Annotated in this window: 15 protein-coding genes; 11 read left to right on the plus strand and 4 right to left on the minus strand. The window is 72.3% G+C overall.

The window, feature by feature from the left end:
- Positions 1-159 precede the first annotated feature (159 nt).
- From ACFV9D_RS38100 to ACFV9D_RS38110, 3 genes are all read left to right on the plus strand, one after another.
- Positions 160-783, plus strand: a complete 624-nt coding sequence (locus ACFV9D_RS38100) for a GntR family transcriptional regulator (RefSeq protein ID WP_385157427.1) — start codon at positions 160-162, stop codon at positions 781-783.
- Positions 784-1,098: 315 nt separating this feature from the next.
- Positions 1,099-3,804, plus strand: coding sequence for a pyruvate dehydrogenase (acetyl-transferring), homodimeric type (aceE, locus tag ACFV9D_RS38105; RefSeq protein WP_385157430.1), 2,706 nt, complete (start codon positions 1,099-1,101; stop codon positions 3,802-3,804).
- A gap of 39 nt (positions 3,805-3,843) precedes the next feature.
- On the plus strand, positions 3,844-4,806 hold the full coding sequence (locus ACFV9D_RS38110) for a helix-turn-helix transcriptional regulator (RefSeq protein WP_385157433.1): 963 nt from the start codon (positions 3,844-3,846) through the stop codon (positions 4,804-4,806).
- Here the strand turns inward: ACFV9D_RS38110 and ACFV9D_RS38115 are convergent.
- Positions 4,797-5,720, minus strand: a complete 924-nt coding sequence (locus tag ACFV9D_RS38115; RefSeq protein ID WP_385157436.1) for an SDR family oxidoreductase — start codon at positions 5,718-5,720, stop codon at positions 4,797-4,799. The two genes, ACFV9D_RS38110 and ACFV9D_RS38115, sit on opposite strands and share 10 nt — an antisense overlap.
- Before the next feature lie 99 nt (positions 5,721-5,819).
- On the opposite strand from ACFV9D_RS38115, the gene ACFV9D_RS38120 reads away from it, so the two are divergent.
- Complete coding sequence (locus ACFV9D_RS38120) at positions 5,820-6,338, plus strand: DUF4240 domain-containing protein (RefSeq protein WP_385157466.1); 519 nt, start codon at positions 5,820-5,822, stop codon at positions 6,336-6,338.
- A 149-nt stretch (positions 6,339-6,487) separates the two neighbouring features.
- Here ACFV9D_RS38120 and ACFV9D_RS38125 read toward each other — a convergent pair whose 3' ends face one another.
- Positions 6,488-7,273 carry an SDR family NAD(P)-dependent oxidoreductase gene (locus tag ACFV9D_RS38125; RefSeq protein WP_385157439.1) on the minus strand — a complete coding sequence of 262 codons (786 nt, stop codon included), beginning with the start codon at positions 7,271-7,273 and terminating at the stop codon, positions 6,488-6,490.
- 138 nt (positions 7,274-7,411) lie between these two features.
- Between ACFV9D_RS38125 and ACFV9D_RS38130 the strand changes: the two genes are divergently transcribed.
- Positions 7,412-8,065 (plus strand): TetR/AcrR family transcriptional regulator, encoded by a 654-nt coding sequence (locus ACFV9D_RS38130; RefSeq protein ID WP_385157442.1) that lies wholly within the window; start codon positions 7,412-7,414, stop codon positions 8,063-8,065.
- Here ACFV9D_RS38130 and ACFV9D_RS38135 read toward each other — a convergent pair.
- A complete protein-coding gene (locus tag ACFV9D_RS38135; RefSeq protein WP_385157445.1) occupies positions 8,046-8,555 on the minus strand; it encodes a GNAT family N-acetyltransferase in 510 nt (169 codons plus the stop codon). The genes ACFV9D_RS38130 and ACFV9D_RS38135 overlap by 20 nt on opposite strands.
- Before the next feature lie 46 nt (positions 8,556-8,601).
- Here ACFV9D_RS38135 and ACFV9D_RS38140 point away from each other — a divergent pair, with 46 nt between their 5' ends.
- Both ACFV9D_RS38140 and ACFV9D_RS38145 read left to right on the plus strand, forming a co-directional pair.
- On the plus strand, positions 8,602-9,498 hold the full coding sequence (locus tag ACFV9D_RS38140) for a TIGR01777 family oxidoreductase (RefSeq protein ID WP_385157448.1): 897 nt from the start codon (positions 8,602-8,604) through the stop codon (positions 9,496-9,498).
- Between the two features lie 176 nt (positions 9,499-9,674).
- A complete protein-coding gene (locus ACFV9D_RS38145) occupies positions 9,675-11,171 on the plus strand; it encodes an NAD(P)/FAD-dependent oxidoreductase (RefSeq protein WP_385157451.1) in 1,497 nt (498 codons plus the stop codon).
- Between the two features lie 27 nt (positions 11,172-11,198).
- Here the strand turns inward: ACFV9D_RS38145 and ACFV9D_RS38150 are convergent, their stop codons facing one another.
- The gene (locus ACFV9D_RS38150; protein WP_385157454.1) at positions 11,199-12,773 is read right to left on the minus strand and encodes a regulator; all 1,575 of its coding nucleotides are present in this window, start codon (positions 12,771-12,773) and stop codon (positions 11,199-11,201) included.
- Between the two features lie 289 nt (positions 12,774-13,062).
- On the opposite strand from ACFV9D_RS38150, the gene lipB reads away from it, so the two are divergent.
- The 4 genes from lipB to ACFV9D_RS38170 all read left to right on the plus strand — a co-directional run bounded on the left by lipB (position 13,063) and on the right by ACFV9D_RS38170 (position 16,193).
- Positions 13,063-13,923 (plus strand): lipoyl(octanoyl) transferase LipB, encoded by an 861-nt coding sequence (gene lipB / locus ACFV9D_RS38155; protein WP_385157457.1) that lies wholly within the window; start codon positions 13,063-13,065, stop codon positions 13,921-13,923.
- A 106-nt stretch (positions 13,924-14,029) separates the two neighbouring features.
- Positions 14,030-14,998, plus strand: a complete 969-nt coding sequence (gene lipA, locus ACFV9D_RS38160; RefSeq protein ID WP_385157460.1) for a lipoyl synthase — start codon at positions 14,030-14,032, stop codon at positions 14,996-14,998.
- 267 nt (positions 14,999-15,265) lie between these two features.
- Positions 15,266-15,478 (plus strand): hypothetical protein, encoded by a 213-nt coding sequence (locus ACFV9D_RS38165; protein WP_327376805.1) that lies wholly within the window; start codon positions 15,266-15,268, stop codon positions 15,476-15,478.
- A gap of 10 nt (positions 15,479-15,488) precedes the next feature.
- Positions 15,489-16,193 carry a DUF4191 domain-containing protein gene (locus ACFV9D_RS38170; RefSeq protein WP_385157463.1) on the plus strand — a complete coding sequence of 235 codons (705 nt, stop codon included), beginning with the start codon at positions 15,489-15,491 and terminating at the stop codon, positions 16,191-16,193.
- Positions 16,194-16,241: the final 48 nt, after the last annotated feature.

Raw genomic sequence — 16,241 nt, forward strand, 5'->3', positions numbered from 1 at the left:
GGGGGGGGGGTTGTGGGGGGGGGGTGGTCGTCCGTCGCGGGCGCCGGGGGGTTTCCAACAAACCCCGCCCCCGGGCCCCCCCCCCCCGGGGTTGGGGGGGGGGGGGGGGGGCGCCGCCGTATTGTCTTGAGTGTCAACGCGTCCCTAAGGAGCGGCTTCATGAGCGTGCCCGTCGTCCACTCGCTGCGCGAACAGATCCGCGAGCACATCGTGGAGGGCATCGTCAGCGGTCGCTGGAAGCCGGGCGAGCGGATCGTCGAGCGCCGGATCGCGACCGAACTGGAAGTCAGCCAGACGCCGGTGCGCGAGGCGCTGCGCGAGCTGGAGTCGCTGCGGCTGATCGAGTCGTCGCCCAACAAGGGTGTACGGGTGCGGAACCTCACCGCGGCCGACCTGGAGGAGAGCTACCCGGTTCGGGCCGGTCTGGAGCAGATCGCGGCGGAGCTGGCGGCGACGCGTCTCGCGGCCGACTGCTCGACCCTGGAGCCACATGTGGCGGCCCTGTACGAGGCGGACCGGACGGCCGACGGGACGGCGCAGGTACGGCACACGGTGGCCTTCCACCGGGAGCTGGTGAAGGCGGCCGGGAACAGCGTCCTGCTGCACACCTGGGAGGGCCTGGGCATCGAGGTGTTCACGGCGCTGTCGATCCGCTGGCTGGGCACGGTCCAGAAGTCGTACGCGGAGGAGCACCAGGAGCTCGTGGAGGCCTTCCGCCGCGGCGACCCGAACATCGGCGCCCTGGTCAAGGCCCACGTCCTCGGCTGCGCGCCCAGGGCCTGAAGCACGCCCCGGCAAGCCCGAAGCCGGCCTGAATCATCCTGTACCCGATGAGCGGGCCCCCACCGAGGGGGCCCGCTCATTCGTGCGAGCCCGCCCTCATCCGGTCCCCCACCTGCGAAAACAAGGCACCGGGTGCCCACTTTCGCGGCACCCTGTGCCGACTTTGTCGATCTGAAGAGGTTTTCCCCTTCAACCCTTTGATCGATCATCGATCGGCGGCTTACAGTCTTCGGCGGGCCGCACCCCGGCCCTTCGCCCTGTCCTGCCAGACAAGGCACCCCTTCTCCACCCCCACCTGTCCGGAAGGCGGCGATCATGACCGATCCCGTAGGCAAGATTCCGAGCGAGCTCGACCAGCTCCCGGACCGTGACACCGAGGAGACCGCCGAGTGGGCGGCCTCCCTGGACGCCGTCACCAAGGCCGCCGGCCCCCACCGGGCCGCCTACCTGATGCGCCGCACGCTCCAGCACGCCGAAGGCGCGGGCCTCGCCCTGCCCAAGCTGCTGGAGACGGACTACGTCAACTCCATCCCCACCTCCGCGGAGCCCGTCATCGACGGCGACGAGGAGATGGAGCGGAGGATCACCGCCTGGAACCGCTGGAACGCGGCCGCCATGGTCACCCGCGGTGCCAAGCACGGCGTCGGCGGCCACATCGCCACCTTCGCCTCCGCGGCCTGGCTCTACGAGACCGGCTTCAACCACTTCTTCAAGGGCAAGGAGTCCGGGGACGCCGCCGGTTCCGGCGACCAGCTCTACATCCAGGGCCACGCCTCCCCCGGCATCTACGCCCGCGCCTTCCTCGACGGCCGCCTCACCGAGGCGCACCTCGACAACTTCCGGCAGGAGTCGGGCGGCAACGGCCTCCCCTCCTACCCGCACCCGCGCCGCCTCCCCTGGCTGTGGGAGTTCCCGACCGTCTCCATGGGTCTGGGCCCGCTCTCCGCCATCTACCAGGCGCGCTTCAACCGCTACCTCACCAACCGCGGCATCAAGGACGTCTCGTCCTCGCACGTGTGGGCGTTCCTCGGTGACGGCGAGATGGACGAGCCCGAGTCGACCGCGGCACTCGCACTGGCCGCCCGCGAGGGTCTGGACAACCTGACCTTCGTCATCAACTGCAACCTGCAGCGCCTCGACGGCCCGGTCCGCGCCAACTTCAAGATCGTGCAGGAGCTGGAGGCCCAGTTCCGCGGCGCCGGCTGGAACGTCGTGAAGTCGCTGTGGGGCGGCGCCTGGGACGAGCTGTTCGCGCTCGACACCACCGGCGCCCTCGTCCGCCGCCTCCGCGAGGTCCCGGACGCGCAGGTCCAGACGTACCAGACCCGCGACGCCGCCTACATCCGCCAGGACTTCTTCGGCTCCGATCCGGCGCTCGTCGCGATGGGTCAGCTGCTGAGCGACGACAAGATCCTGGAGTGCTTCCACCTCTCCCGCGGTGGCCACGAGCCGCGCAAGGTGTACGCCGCGTACAAGGCCGCGCTGGAGTTCAAGGGCGCGCCGACGGTCGTCCTCGCGCAGACCGTCAAGGGCTTCACCCTCGGCGAGGGCTTCGCCTCCAAGAACGCGAACCACCAGATGAAGAAGCTCTCGGTGGACGAGTTCAAGAACATGCGCGACCTGCTCGACCTGCCGATCTCGGACGCGCAGTTCGTCGACGGCGTGGTGCCCTACGGCCACCCCGGCGCCGACTCCCCCGAGGTCCGCTACCTCCAGGAGCGCCGCGCGGCCCTCGGCGGCCCGGCCCCGGCCCGCCGCACCCAGCCGCCCGCCCCGCTGCCGGCCCCGGCCGAGAAGGCCTTCGCCGCCTTCGACAAGGGCTCCGGCTCGCAGTCGATGGCGACCACGATGGCGTTCGTCCGCCTCGTGAAGGACCTGATCCGCGACAAGGAGACCGGCAAGCGCTGGGTCCCGATCGTCCCGGACGAGGCCCGTACCTTCGGTATGGAGTCGCTGTTCCCGTCGCTCGGCATCTACTCGCCGAAGGGGCAGACGTACGAGCCGGTCGACCGCGACCAGCTGATGTACTACAAGGAGGCCGTCAACGGCCAGATCCTCAACGAGGGGATCACCGAGGCCGGCTCGATGGCGGACTTCATCGCCGCTTCGTCGTCGTACGCGACGCACGGCGAGGCGATGATCCCCTTCTACATCTTCTACTCGATGTTCGGCTGGCAGCGCACCGCCGACCAGATGTGGCAGCTCGGCGACCAGCTCGGCCGCGGCTTCCTCGTCGGCGCGACGGCCGGTCGTACGACCCTGACCGGTGAGGGCCTGCAGCACGCGGACGGCCACTCCCCGATGATCGCGGCCACCAACCCGGCGGCCCTGACGTACGACCCGGCGTTCGCCTACGAGGTCGCGGCGATCGTCAAGGAGGGTCTGCGCCGGATGTACGGCGAGGCTGCCGAGGGCGAGGACCAGAACGTCTTCTACTACCTCACGGTCTACAACGAGCCGATGCCGCAGCCGGCCAAGCCGGCCGGGGTCGACGAGGGCATCATCAAGGGCCTGTACCGCTTCAACACGGCGGAGTCGGCCGGCCTGGAGCTCCCCGCGAACTCCTCGCGGATCCAGCTGCTCTCCTCCGGTACGGCCATCCACTGGGCCCTGGAGGCGCAGAAGCTGCTCGCCGCCGAGTGGGGCGTGGGCGCCGACGTGTGGTCCGCGACCTCCTGGACGGAGCTGCGGCGCGACGCGCTGGAGGCCGACGCGGCGCTGCTGCGCGGCGAGGAGCAGGTCCCGTACATCCGCCAGGCGCTGGAGGGCGTGGAGTCCCCGGTCCTCGCGGTGTCCGACTACATGCGTCAGGTCCCGGACCAGATCGCCCAGTGGGTCGAGCAGGACTGGTCCTCGCTCGGTGCGGACGGCTTCGGCCTGTCCGACACCCGTGACGCGGCCCGCCGCCACTTCGGTGTCGACGCGCAGTCGATCGTCGTCGCGGCCCTCGCCCAGCTGGCGCGGCGCGGCGAGGTCCCGGCCTCGGCCGTGAAGGAGGCGCGCGAGCGCTACGGCCTCTGACGAGGTCCGACTGTCGGTGGCGGCACGCATGATGGGGTCATGCGTGCCGCCCGGCTGATCAAGATGGTCCTTCTGCTCCAGTCCCGTCCGTCGATGACGGCGGCCGAACTGGCCGCGGAGCTGGAGGTGTCCGAGCGGACCATCACCCGCGATGCCCTCGCCCTCTCCGAGGCGGGGGTTCCGGTGTACGCGGACCGGGGTCGGGCGGGCGGGTACCGGCTGATCGGCGGATACCGCACGCGGCTGACGGGCCTGGCGCGCGGCGAGGCCGAGGCGCTGTTCCTGTCCGGACTGCCGGGCGCGCTGCGGGACATGGGGCTCGAGGACGCGGCCTCGGCGGCCCGGCTGAAGGTGTCGGCCGCGCTGCTGCCCTCGCTGCGCGACGCCCCGGAGTCGGCAGCGCAGCGCTTTCTGCTGGACGCGCCGGGGTGGTACCAGGAGCCCGAGACGCCGTCGTTCCTCGCGCCGATCGCGGAGGCGGTCTGGGACGACCGGATGATCTCGGCCCGCTACGGCCGCGGGGACCGCGAGGTGGAGCGGCAGCTCGCGCCGTACGGCCTCGTCCTGAAGGCGGGCGTCTGGTACCTGTGCGCACGGTCCGGTACGGCTTTCCGTACGTACCGGGTGGACCGCTTCGCGGCGGTCGCGCTCGGCGAGGAACGCTTCGTACGGGACGAGGCGTTCGACCTGCCGGCTTTCTGGGCCGAGCGTGCGTCGGAGTTCGCCCGCTCGATCCTGCGCGCCGAGGTCGTGCTGCGGCTCTCGGAGGCGGGGGCGCGCCGGCTGCCGTACGTGACGGACCGCGCGGCTGCCGAGGAGGCGCTGGCGGGCGGTTCGACGGACGGCGAGGGCCGGACGACGGCGACGCTCCTCGTGGAGAACGAGGAGGTCGCCTTCAGTCAGCTGCTCGCGCTCGGCCCGGAGGCGGAGGTGCTCCGGCCCGAGTCGCTGCGGTCCCGTTTCGCGGCTGCGGCCGAGGGCCTGTCGGCGCTCTACCGGTAGTCGGCCACGTCCACGTCCTGATCCGTCTCCTTGGCGATGATGAAGCCCCAGGCGTCGGGCTGCGAACCGTCGGCGTCCCTGAAGCCGTACTCCTTGGCGAGCTGGCCGCTGGAGAGCGACTGCCCGTTCCAGCGCGCCCGGTCGGGGTCGGCGGCGAGGGCGGCGACCGCGCGGCCGACGTACACCGGGGACTCGGCGACCGCGAAGTCGGGAAGCTTCTCGGTCGCGTCGCGCCAGTTCGCCTCGGTCACCCCGAAGTGGTCCAGCATCTGTTCGGAGCGCAGCCAGCCGGGGGTGAGCGCGACGGCCGTGCAGCCGACCTCCTTCAGGTCCTTGGCGAGGCCGAAGGCCATCCGGATCGGGGCGTTCTTGGCCAGGTCGTAGAAGAGGTTCTCGCGGAAGCGGGTGTTGTTGTACTCGGCCGTGCCGTCGGTGACCTCGATGACGAGACCGCCGGGGTTCCGCACGAGCAGTGGCACGGCCAGCCGGGAGGTGATGGCGTGCGTCTTCACGCCGAGCTCGAGCATGCGCAGGCCGCCGTCGAGGTCGGTCTCCCAGAACTTGTCGCCGAACTTGATGAGGTGCTCGCCGCCCCACACGTCGTTGACCAGGATGTCGAGGCGGCCGCGCTCCGCGTCGATCCGCTCGACGAGCGTCCGGACCTGCTCGATCTCCAGATGGTCGGTGGGCACGGCGATGCCCTCGCCGCCGGCCGCCGTCACCAGCTCGGCCGTCTCCTCGATGGTCTCGGTCGCGCGGCCGACCTCGCTGACCTTCTCCCGGGTGGTGCGCCCGGTCACGTACACGGTGGCGCCCGCCGCGCCCAGCTGTACGGCGATGGCCCGTCCCGCGCCCCGTGTGGCGCCCGCTACCAGTGCGATCCTGCCGCTCAGCGGCTTCGTCTCCGTCGTCATGGAACGAGCGTGACAGGAAAGTACGACATCTCCTGTCCGGTTTCATTTTGGCTGTTTCCGGGTGCGTCGCCCTCCCCCAAGGTCGATGCTTGGTCCGTGATGGACGAGACGGAGTTCTGGGAGATCATCGACTCCACCCGCGAGGCCGCCGAGGGCGACCCCGAGGAACACGCCGACCTGCTCGTCGAGCGGCTGTTGCAGCTCGACCCCGACTCCGTGCTCGACTTCGCCCGCCATTTCGAGGCCCGTTACAACCGCGCCTACCGCTGGGATCTGTGGGGCGCGGCGGCGGTGCTGCTCGACGGCGCGAGCGACGACGTCTTCGACTACTTCCGCTGCTGGCTGATCGGACAGGGCCGGGAGGTGTTCGAGGGCGCGGTGCACGAGCCCGACGCTCTGGCCGAGCTGCTCGTGGAGTTCGACGAGGAGATCGACGGGGACGGCGAGGAGCTGGGGTTCGCCGCCGACGAGGCGTACGAGCAGCTGACCGGCATCGAGGCGCCGGACCTGGGGATCCCGCCGCAGTCGGCGGAGCCGGAGGGCGTGGCGTTCGACCTGGAGGACGACGCGGTGCTCGCGGGGCGCTTCCCGCGGCTGTGGGAACGCTTCGGCGCGTAGGACCGAACACCGAATGAGGTACGGACCCGGGGGCCGTCCCCACCCCGGGTCCGTACCGGCCCAGCCGAGCCGGAGCTCGGGGTTCACCTGACCGAGGATCATGTCGACGGCCGTACGGCCGTGAACGATGCACGCGGCGAGGGACGACGTCAGAAGTGGGTCCCGCCGTCGATGCGGACCTCGGTGCCGGTGATGAACTTCCCGTCCTCGGAGGCGAGCATCGCCACGACACCGGCGACGGTCTCGGGTCCGGCGAAGCCCTCGCCGAGGGCGGGGGCGAGCTTCATGAAGAGGCCGAAGTCGGCGTCCTCCGGCAGGCCGGGGCCGACGGACTGACGGCTGGCGCCGGTGCCGTCGGTCATGCCGGAGGAGATGGAGCCGGGCTGGACGGCGGTGAAGCGGATGCCCTGCTTGGCGTACTCGGCGGCGAGCGCGTGGGTCATGGACTGGATGCCGCCCTTGCTGGCCGCGTAGGCCGCCATGTAGGGGTGGGCGAACATCGCCGAGGTGGAGGAGAAGTTGACCACCGCGGAGCCGTTGCCCGCCAGGAGGGCCGGGACGGCCTCGCGGATCACCAGGAAGGTGCCGGTCAGGTTGACCCGGACGACCCGCTCGAAGGAGTCGAGGCTCGTCTCGTGGGTGTGCGAGGAGCGCAGGATGCCGGCCGCGTTGACCAGGACGTCCAGGCCGCCCAGCGCCTCCACGGCAGCGGCGACGCCCGCGCGTACGGAGGCCTCGTCGGCGACGTTCACGACGACGGTCGTCAGACGGTCCGCGGCGGCGCCCGCCTTGGCGACGGTGTCCTTCAGCCCGTCCTCGCTGATGTCCGCGGCGACGACGCTGCCGCCCTCGGCGAGCAGGCGCAGCACGGTGGCCTGGCCGATGCCGGAGCCGCCACCGGTGACCAGTGCGCGGCGTCCTTCGTAGCGGTTCATGTCCTGTCCGACCTCTCGATGACGAGTCTCTCGGGGGCGAGACTCTCGATGCACGGGACACCGTACGCCTGAATGGCACGCTTTGCCACAGTTGCATGAAATGCAGGGTCGGCAGAGGTGAGGCGTACCCTTCGTACGGTGAGCACCAAGCCCCCCTCCCTGACGGAGCGCCGCAAGGCCGCCACCCAGCTCGACATCGCCCGGGCCGCCGCCGAGCTCTTCACCGAGCGCGGCCCGGACGGCACCACGGCCGAGGACATCGCCCTGCGCGCCGGGGTCGCGCTGCGGACCTTCTACCGCTACTTCCGCTCCAAGCAGGACGCCGTCGCCCCGCTCCTGGCGGGCGGCGCGGACCGCTGGCGGGAGTCGCTCGCGGCGGCCGAGCCGGGTTCGACGGTGCCGGCCGCGCTGGAGCGGTCGATCAGGGAGGCGCTCGCGGCGGCCGACGAGGAGGCCGCCGAGGGGCTGCGCTGGACGCGCGGGCTGCTGCGGGCGGCCGCGGAGGATCCGGCGCTGAGGGCGGTCTGGTACCGGGTCAACCAGGAGTCGGAGGAGAAGCTGCTGGCCGTGGTGGCGCAGCTGGCCGGCCCGGACGCCGACCCGCTCGAGGTACGGCTCGCGGCGGCGGCGGCCACGGACGCGATCCGGGTGGCCCTGGAGGCGTGGGCGGAGACGGACGCGCCGGTACGGGGCAAGGGGGCGCCGGCCGAGCTCGCGGTGCGCTGTCTGCGCGAACTGATGGGCGGGATGGCCCCGTTGACTCCTCGGGCGCCTACGGCGCCTCGGCAGTGACCGTACGGCCCATCAGGACGTCGTCGACGTACGCCCCGCCCAGGAAGAACTCGCCGGGCAGGACGCCCTCGACCGCGAAGCCCTCGGACTCGTAGAGGGCGCGGGCGGGCTTGTTGTGACCGAGGACGCGCAGGGTGATCCGGCTGCCGCCCTGCCGCCGGGTCTCCGCCACCGCGGCGCGCAGCAGCGCGCGGGCCACGCCCCGGCCGCGGGCGCTCTCGGCGACCGCGAGCCCCTGGATCTGGCGGACGTGCGTGTTGCAGGCGAGCGGGGTGGGCGGCACGAGCCGCAGATAGCCGACGAGGGCGTCCCCGAGCTGCGCGACCAGATAGTCCTCGGGCCGGTGCCGCTCGTCGAAGAACGGGTCGTACGGGGGCTGCGGCGCGGGCTGCACGGCGTGCAGCGTCGACCAGGTCGCGCGGTCCAGCTCCCCGAGGGCGTCCTCGTCGGCGGTAACGGCCCGTCGTATGCACGTCTCCGGCACGATCATGTCGGCCACTGTCCCACGTCCCGCCCCAGGAGGGCAGGATGGTCCCATGCAACGCTCCCGAATCGCGGTCACCGGCGCCTCCGGACTCATCGGCTCCGCCCTGGTGCGCTCCCTGCGCGCCGACGGCCACCAGGTCTCCCGCCTCGTGCGACGGCCCGCCCGGACCGCCGACGAGGTCGAGTGGGACCCCGCGCGGCTGTACGTGGACGCGGCGGGGCTCGTCGGCGTGGACGCGGTCGTGCACCTGGCGGGCGCCGGGGTCGGTGAGCGCCGCTGGAGCGAGGCGTACAAGAAGGAGATCCGTGACAGCCGCGTGCTCGGCACGACGGCGATCTCGCAGGCCCTCGCCTCGCTCGCCGAGCCGCCGAAGGTCCTCGTGTGCGGGACAGCGCTGGGCTACTACGGCGACACGGGCTCGCGCGCGGTGGACGAGAGCGCACCCGCGGGCGAGGGGTTCCTGCCCTCGGTGTGCGTGGAGTGGGAGGCCGCGGCGGCCCCCGCCGAGGAGGCCGGCATCCGGGTCGCGTACGCCCGCACAGGCCTGGTGGTGGCCGGCGAGGGCGGGGCGTGGGGCCGGCTCTTCCCGATCTTCCGCGCCGGGGTGGGTGGCCGGATGGGCGACGGCCGCCAGTACTGGTCCTTCATCTCGCTGCACGACGAGGTGGCGGCCCTGCGGCATCTGATCGACACCGACTCCCTCTCGGGCCCGGTGAACCTGACGGCCCCCGACCCGGTCACCAACCGCGAGGTGACGGCGGCGATGGGCCGCGTCCTGCGCCGCCCCACGGTCTGCGCGGTGCCCGCGCCGGCGCTCAGGCTCGCGCTCGGGGAGTTCGCGGTGGACGTGCTGGGCAGTCAGCGGGTGCTGCCGAGCCGCCTGTTGGAGTCGGGCTTCGATTTCGCCTTCCCGACGATCGACGAGTCGATCCGCGCGGCCGCCTGACCCGGGGTGGGGCACGGCGCGTGCGACCCCGTGCTTCGTGCACCCCGCCGCGCGCTGCTGGCGTCCGTGGGAGCGGTGCCTAGGCTGGCAGGCTCTGAATGCGAACTCGGGCATTCCTGAGGCCGGTTGGGGGCATAGGCCTCCCACCAAAGCCGCGCCGACCTGGGGAGGGGCACGTGCTCAGTACCGCACGTCATTCGGACGCCGTCACGGACGTCGTCGTCGTGGGAGCCGGGATCGCGGGGCTCGCGGCCGCCCACCGGCTGACCAGCGCCGGAATCGGTGTCACGGTCCTGGAGGCCGGACCGCGGGTCGGCGGCCGGATGGCCACCGACGACATCGACGGCTTCCGGCTCGACCGGGTCGGGCCGCTGCTGACCGCCTCGTACGCGGAACTGTCCCGCACGCCCGGCCTGGACGGGGTGACGCTGCGGCCGTTCGCACCGGGAGCGCTGGTGCACAGCGACGGCCGGTACGTCAGGATCGGCGAACCGTTCCCGCCCGCGCCCTGGCGCGCGGGGTCCGCGAGTCGCTCGGGGTCCGCCAGGGGATCAGGATCCGTCCGCGGCGCGACGTCCATCAGCCGCGCCGGCTTCGTCCGCGGCGCCGGCTCAGTCCGAAGCGCGGTGAGGGGGTCGGCCAACTCCCCCTGGGGCGCGGGGAGGGGGTCGGCTCACGCCCCCTGGGGCGTGGGGGGCGCTTTCACGGTGGCGCGCGCCCTTGCGAGCGCCCCCCGTCATCCGGCCGCTTCGCTCGACCAGGCGCGCCTCGGTGCCTCGCTGGCGCGCCTCGCGGCCACGCCCGCGCAGCGGTTGCTGACCCGTCCGGAGCGGTCCGCGCGCGAGGCCCTTTCGGCCCGGCTGCCGGCCCGTACCGTCCAGGGGGTGCTGCGGCCCCTGGTCGCCGCGCTGTTGGGCGACCCCGACCTCGCGACCTCCAGCCGCTGGGCCGACCTGGCGCTGCGCGCCTTCGCCCGGGGTCGGCTGTGCGTACCGGAGGGAGGGTCGGCCGCGCTGCCCGACCTGCTGGCTGCGACGCTGCCGCCCGGCACGGTCCGTACCGGTGTCCGGGTCACGGAGCTCTCGATCGACAAGGTCGCGACGGCGGAGCACGGGGTGTTCCGCTGCCGCTCGGTCGTCCTGGCGACGGGCGCGCGCACGGCCGCCGAGCTGCTGCCCGGGCTGCGGACCCCCGCGTTCCACCCGGTCACGGTGCTGCACCACACCGCTCCGGCCGCGCCCGCTGCCGACCCCGTCCTGCTCCTGGAGTCCGACCCCGGAGGCCCCGTCGCCCACACGGCGGTCATGAGCGCCGTCGACCCCACCCGTGCCCCCGAGGGCCGGGTGCTTGTCACCTCGACGGTCCTGGGCACCCCGCCGGACGACCCCGAGCGCCGGGTCCGCAAGCATCTCGCGACCCTGTACGGGACGTCGACGGACGAGTGGGAGCTGCTCGCCCTCCACCACACCCCGGACGCGATCCCCGCGATGCCGGCGCCCCACGACCATCGCCGCCCGGTCCGGCTGCTCGCGGGCCTGTACGTCTGCGGCGACCATCGCGACACCGCCACGGTCCAGGGCGCCCTCTTCTCGGGCCACCGCGCGGCCCACGCCCTCCTGACGGACCTGGGCGTCCGCGCCCCGCAGGGCACCGCGGCGGAGGCGGCGGCATAGCCGGTGGCGCGGGGGCCGTCCGGTGGATCAGCCGATCGCCGCCACGCGATCGCGGTAGGTGCGGACGGCCGCCGCGTCGCGGTACGGCTCCAGGCGGCGCTCGAAGTCCCGTACGTACTCCAGCGCGCGGGCCGAGCGCATCTCGGAGGCCTGCTGGGCCGCCTCGGCGCCCAGGGCGCACGCCTGGTCCAGTTCGCCGAGGCCGAGGCGGGCCGAGGCGAGGACCACGCGGCAGAAGAGGCGGCTGCGTGCGAAGCCGGGCGCGCGCAGCTGGAGGGAGCGTTCGGCGTGCTGCGCCGCCGGGCGGTACTGCTGGAGGTCCCGGTGGCAGTGGCCGAACTCGTCGGCGAGCTGCGCCTCGTCGAAGGGCCGGGCCCAGTACGGCACGTCATCGCCCGGCCGGGCGGCCTCGAGCGCCCGCTCGGCCCGGGCGAGCGAGGCGCTGCACGCCCGCGCCTCGCCGAGCACGCCGTGCCCGCGTGCCTCCACCGCGTGCAGCAGCGCCTGGACGACGGGCGGCGCGGCGGAGCCCACGCCCTGCTGGGCGACCCGTGCCAGCTGTACGGCCTCGCGCCCGTGGCCGAGGTACACCGCCTGCCGGCTCATGGTGATCAGGACGTACGAGCCGTAGGCGCGGTCCCCCGCGGCCTGCGCCAGCCGCAGCGCCTGGACGAAGTACCGCTGGGCCAGGCCGTGGGCGGCGATGTCGTACGAGGTCCAGCCGGCCAGCCTCGTCAGGTCGGCGGCGGCGGCGAACAGCCGGCGGCCGACGGACTCCCCGTACGTGCCGCGCAGCATCGGCTCTGCCTCGTGCTCCAGGTAGCGGACGAGGGCCTGGCGGGCGTGGCCGCCGCCGTAGGCGTGGTCGAGGGTGCGGAAGAGCTCGCCGACCGAGCGGAGGGCGGCGATGTCGCCGCTGGAGACCCGCTGGCCGGGCCCCCGGTCGGTGCCGCGCTGACGGGGGACGGAGAGCCGGCCCTGCGCCGGGACCCGGTGGTCCTGGAGGGAGGGGCGGCGCGCGTCGGTGGCGAGCCGTCCGCCGTCCGGGCTCGGCCGCGCCTCGGTGCCGGGACGGTCGACGCCGGGGCGGGGGTCCGTCGGGAGCCGGCCGTCCGGGCCGAGGCGGCCGTTCGGCGCCGCCGTGTCCCCGCGGGCCACCCGATCGTCCGCCCGGCCGATCAGCCAGTCCCGGCTCGGCACCACGAGCCCGGCCGGGGTGAAGGCGATCTTGCGGAGCTCGACATGGCTGCCGGAGTCCTTCCGCCACAGCCCGCTGACGATGTCGACGGCTTCCTCGGGCGTCGCCGCGAACTCCAGGCCCGCGTAGACCGGGGAGCAGGCGTCCAGACCGAGGTCCTGAGCGGAGAGGCGGCGGCCAAGGCGCCGGGTGAAGACCTCGGCGATCAGGGCGGGTGTGGTGCCCCGCGGCTGCTGACCGCGCAGCCAGCGGGTCACGGAGGTCTTGTCGTACCGCAGGTCGAGTCCGTGCTCCAGGCCGAGCTGGTCCACCCTTCTGGCCAGGCCCGCGTTGGAGAACCCGGCTTCGGCGATGAGCGCGGCGAGCTGGCGGTTCGGGATGCGCTGCGGGGGTCGTTCCGTCATCAGCTGTGCGGTCTCCTGCCTTCCGGGCCCGGGTGCAAGCCCGTATGGACCCTCATGGAACGGCGTGAATTTAGCGGCCCTCAGCGCCCATACCGTCTCCTTCGCCCCACATTCATCCGATCGTGTGAGGATTGAGGCCGCCGCTGACGTAGACACCCCCCTCACACCTGCCGGACCGGTGTCCATCGCGCGGCCGTACAGTGGCATGGGCGCGAATGACGCATGGTGCCGAGCCGGCCCCGGGAGGATCCCCGGAACCCGGCACCGGCACCCAGGAGGAGGCACTGCCGTGAGTGAGCTGCGATTCGTCCGTCTGGGCTTCGGCGAGGACGCCGTCGAGTACCAGGTGGCCTGGGACAAGCAGCGCGAGGTGCACGCCGCCCGGTTCGCCGACGAGGTCGAGGACACCTGTCTGCTCCTGGAGCACCCGCCCGTGTACACCGCGGGCCGGCGCACGGAGGACAGCGAGCGCCCGCTGGACGGGACGCCGGTCGTGGACGTGGACCGCGGCGGAAAGATCACCTGGCACGGCCCGGGCCAGCTCGTCGGCTACCCGATCATGAAGCTGCCCCGCCCCGTCGACGTCGTGGCGCATGTCCGCCGCCTCGAGGAGGCGCTGATCCGTACGGCCGCCGAGTTCGGCGTGGAGACCAGCCGGGTCGAGGGCCGCAGCGGTGTGTGGGTGCTCGGCGATCCGGTGGAGGAGCGCCCGTCGCATCCAGAAGGGGCTGCGCGCAGCGCTTCCGGCAAGGGTGGTGGTGGGCGACGGGAGGGCTTGTCGCTGGACTTCGACCCTCGGCTGAGCGACCCGGAGTTCGATCCGCGGCTCAACGGCCCGGAGTACGCCCCGTCCAACGCCGGCCAGCGCCGCGAGGACCGCAAGCTCGCCGCGATCGGCATCCGCGTCGCCAAGGGCGTCACGATGCACGGCTTCGCGCTGAACGTGAACCCGGACAACGCCTGGTTCGACCGGATCATCCCGTGCGGGATCCGGGACGCGGGCGTGGCCTCGCTGGCGAGCGAGCTCGGCCGGGACATCACGATCGAGGAGGTCCTGCCGGTGGCGGAGAGGCATCTGCGCGAGGTCCTGGAGAACGCGGAGCCGAAGCCGCGGGAGATCGAGCGTGCCGACGTGACGGTCTCCGCCTAGGGAATGCCGGGCCCTGGCCACAGGTTGCCCAGGCGTAAACAAAACCGCATGAACAACGGGCGTACCCTGGTGTGCGCCGAAGAATCGAAGCTACAGGGAGCCGGTCGTGTCCGCAGTCGCACCCGACGGACGCAAGATGCTGCGCCTGGAGGTCCGTAACGCCCAGACCCCCATCGAGCGCAAGCCCGAGTGGATCAAGACCCGGGCGAAGATGGGCCCCGAGTACACGAAGATGCAGAGTCTCGTGAAGAGCGAGGGGCTGCACACGGTCTGCCAGGAGGCGGGCTGTCCCAACATCTTCGAGTGCTGGGAGGACCGCGAGGCCACCTTCCTCATCGGCGGTGACCAGTGCACGCGGCGCTGCGACTTCTGCCAGATCGACACGGGCAAGCCGGAGGCGCTGGACCGTGACGAGCCGCGTCGCGTGGGCGAGTCGGTCGTCACGATGGACCTGAACTACGCCACCATCACCGGCGTCGCACGCGACGACCTGGAGGACGGCGGCGCCTGGCTGTACGCGGAGACCGTGCGCCAGATCCACGAGCAGACCGCGAACCGCGCCGACGGCCGGACGAAGGTGGAGCTGCTCGCCCCCGACTTCAACGCGGTGCCCGAGCTCCTCGACGAGGTCTTCGCCTCCCGCCCCGAGGTCTTCGCGCACAACGTCGAGACGGTGCCGCGGATCTTCAAGCGCATCCGTCCCGGCTTCCGCTACGAGCGTTCGCTGGACGTCATCACGAAGGCCCGTGACTACGGTCTGGTCACGAAGTCGAACCTGATCCTCGGCATGGGCGAGACCCGTGAGGAGATCAGCGAGGCGCTGCAGCAGCTGCACGCGGCCGGCTGCGAGCTGATCACGATCACGCAGTACCTGCGCCCGTCGGTGCGCCACCACCCGGTGGAGCGCTGGGTGAAGCCGCAGGAGTTCGTGGAGCTGAAGGAGGAGGCCGACGAGATCGGCTTCTCCGGCGTGATGTCGGGCCCGCTGGTCCGCTCCTCCTACCGCGCGGGGCGTCTGTTCCAGCAGGCGATCGAGAAGCGCGGTGCGGTCGACAACGCCACCCAGGCCGTGTGAATTCACGCACAAGCAGTTACCGGCCGGTAATGGCCGGATCCGGCGCGGCCCGTACGCACCCCCAGGTCAGGGTGGTCGTACGGGCCGCGTCAGGGTTTCCGCGGTCCTCCACATGGACGCATCAACGTTTCATCAGTGTTTGACCACCGGGTCACGCGCTGGTAACACCAATCTGTGAGCCTTGCTTCACACACCGCCACGCCCCGAGCGACGCATCTCGCTCAACCCCCCACCTCATCTCATCCATGCTTGAGGGAGGACCCCGTCATGCAGGCCGCGACCCACGTCCGCGCCACCGCGATCCCGTCCGTCACCGACGCCCTGCGGGCCGTCGAGGCCCTGCTGCTCGGCAGCGGCCAGCGGACCGCCCGCCGCAACGCCTGGACCTCGGTCCTGGAGGACCGTCGCCGGGCCAAGGACCGGGTCGAGGCCCAGCACGTGATGGAGGCCGTGGCTGGCCGCGCTTCCCGGGCCACGTAAACTTCAGGACATGGCGAGGAAGGCAAACACGGGCAGCGGTGACGCTGCGAACCAGGGGCGACTGAAGCAGATCGCCCTCACGTACAAGATGACCCGAAAGGCTGACCCCAAGGTCGGGCTTGTCGTCGCGGGCGTGGGCATCGTCGTACTCGGTGTCCTCCTCGCGATCGGCTTCCTGATCGGTCACCCGGTCTACCTGGGCATTCTGGGCTTCATCCTGGCGCTGCTCGCGATGGCGATCGTCTTCGGACGGCGTGCCGAGCGCGCGGCTTTCGGCCAGATGGAGGGCCAGCCCGGCGCGGCGGCGGCGGTCCTGCAGAACGTCGGGCGCGGCTGGACCACGACCCCGGCGATCGCGATGAACAAGAGCCAGGACGTCGTGCACCGCGCGGTCGGCAAGGCCGGCATCGTGCTGGTGGCCGAGGGCAACCCGAACCGGCTGAAGCCGCTGCTCGCGGCCGAGAAGAAGAAGATGGCCCGGATCGTCGTGGACGTCCCGGTGACCGACATCATCGTGGGCAACGGCGAGGGCCAGGTGCCGCTGAAGCAGGTCCGGACGAAGATGCTGAAGCTGCCGCGGGTGCTCTCCGGGCCGCAGGTGACGACGACCAACGACCGGCTGCGCGCCATGGGCGACCTGATGAGCAACATGCCGGTGCCGAAGGGTCCGATGCCGAAGGGCATGCGGATGCCGCGCGGCGGAAAGATGCGCTGAGAACTTCTCCACGAAGAAGGGGCGCCCCGGAACCGATCGGTTCCGGGG

The sequence above is a fragment of the Streptomyces sp. NPDC059875 genome, from assembly GCF_042731085.1.
Lineage (GTDB): Bacteria > Actinomycetota > Actinomycetes > Streptomycetales > Streptomycetaceae > Streptomyces.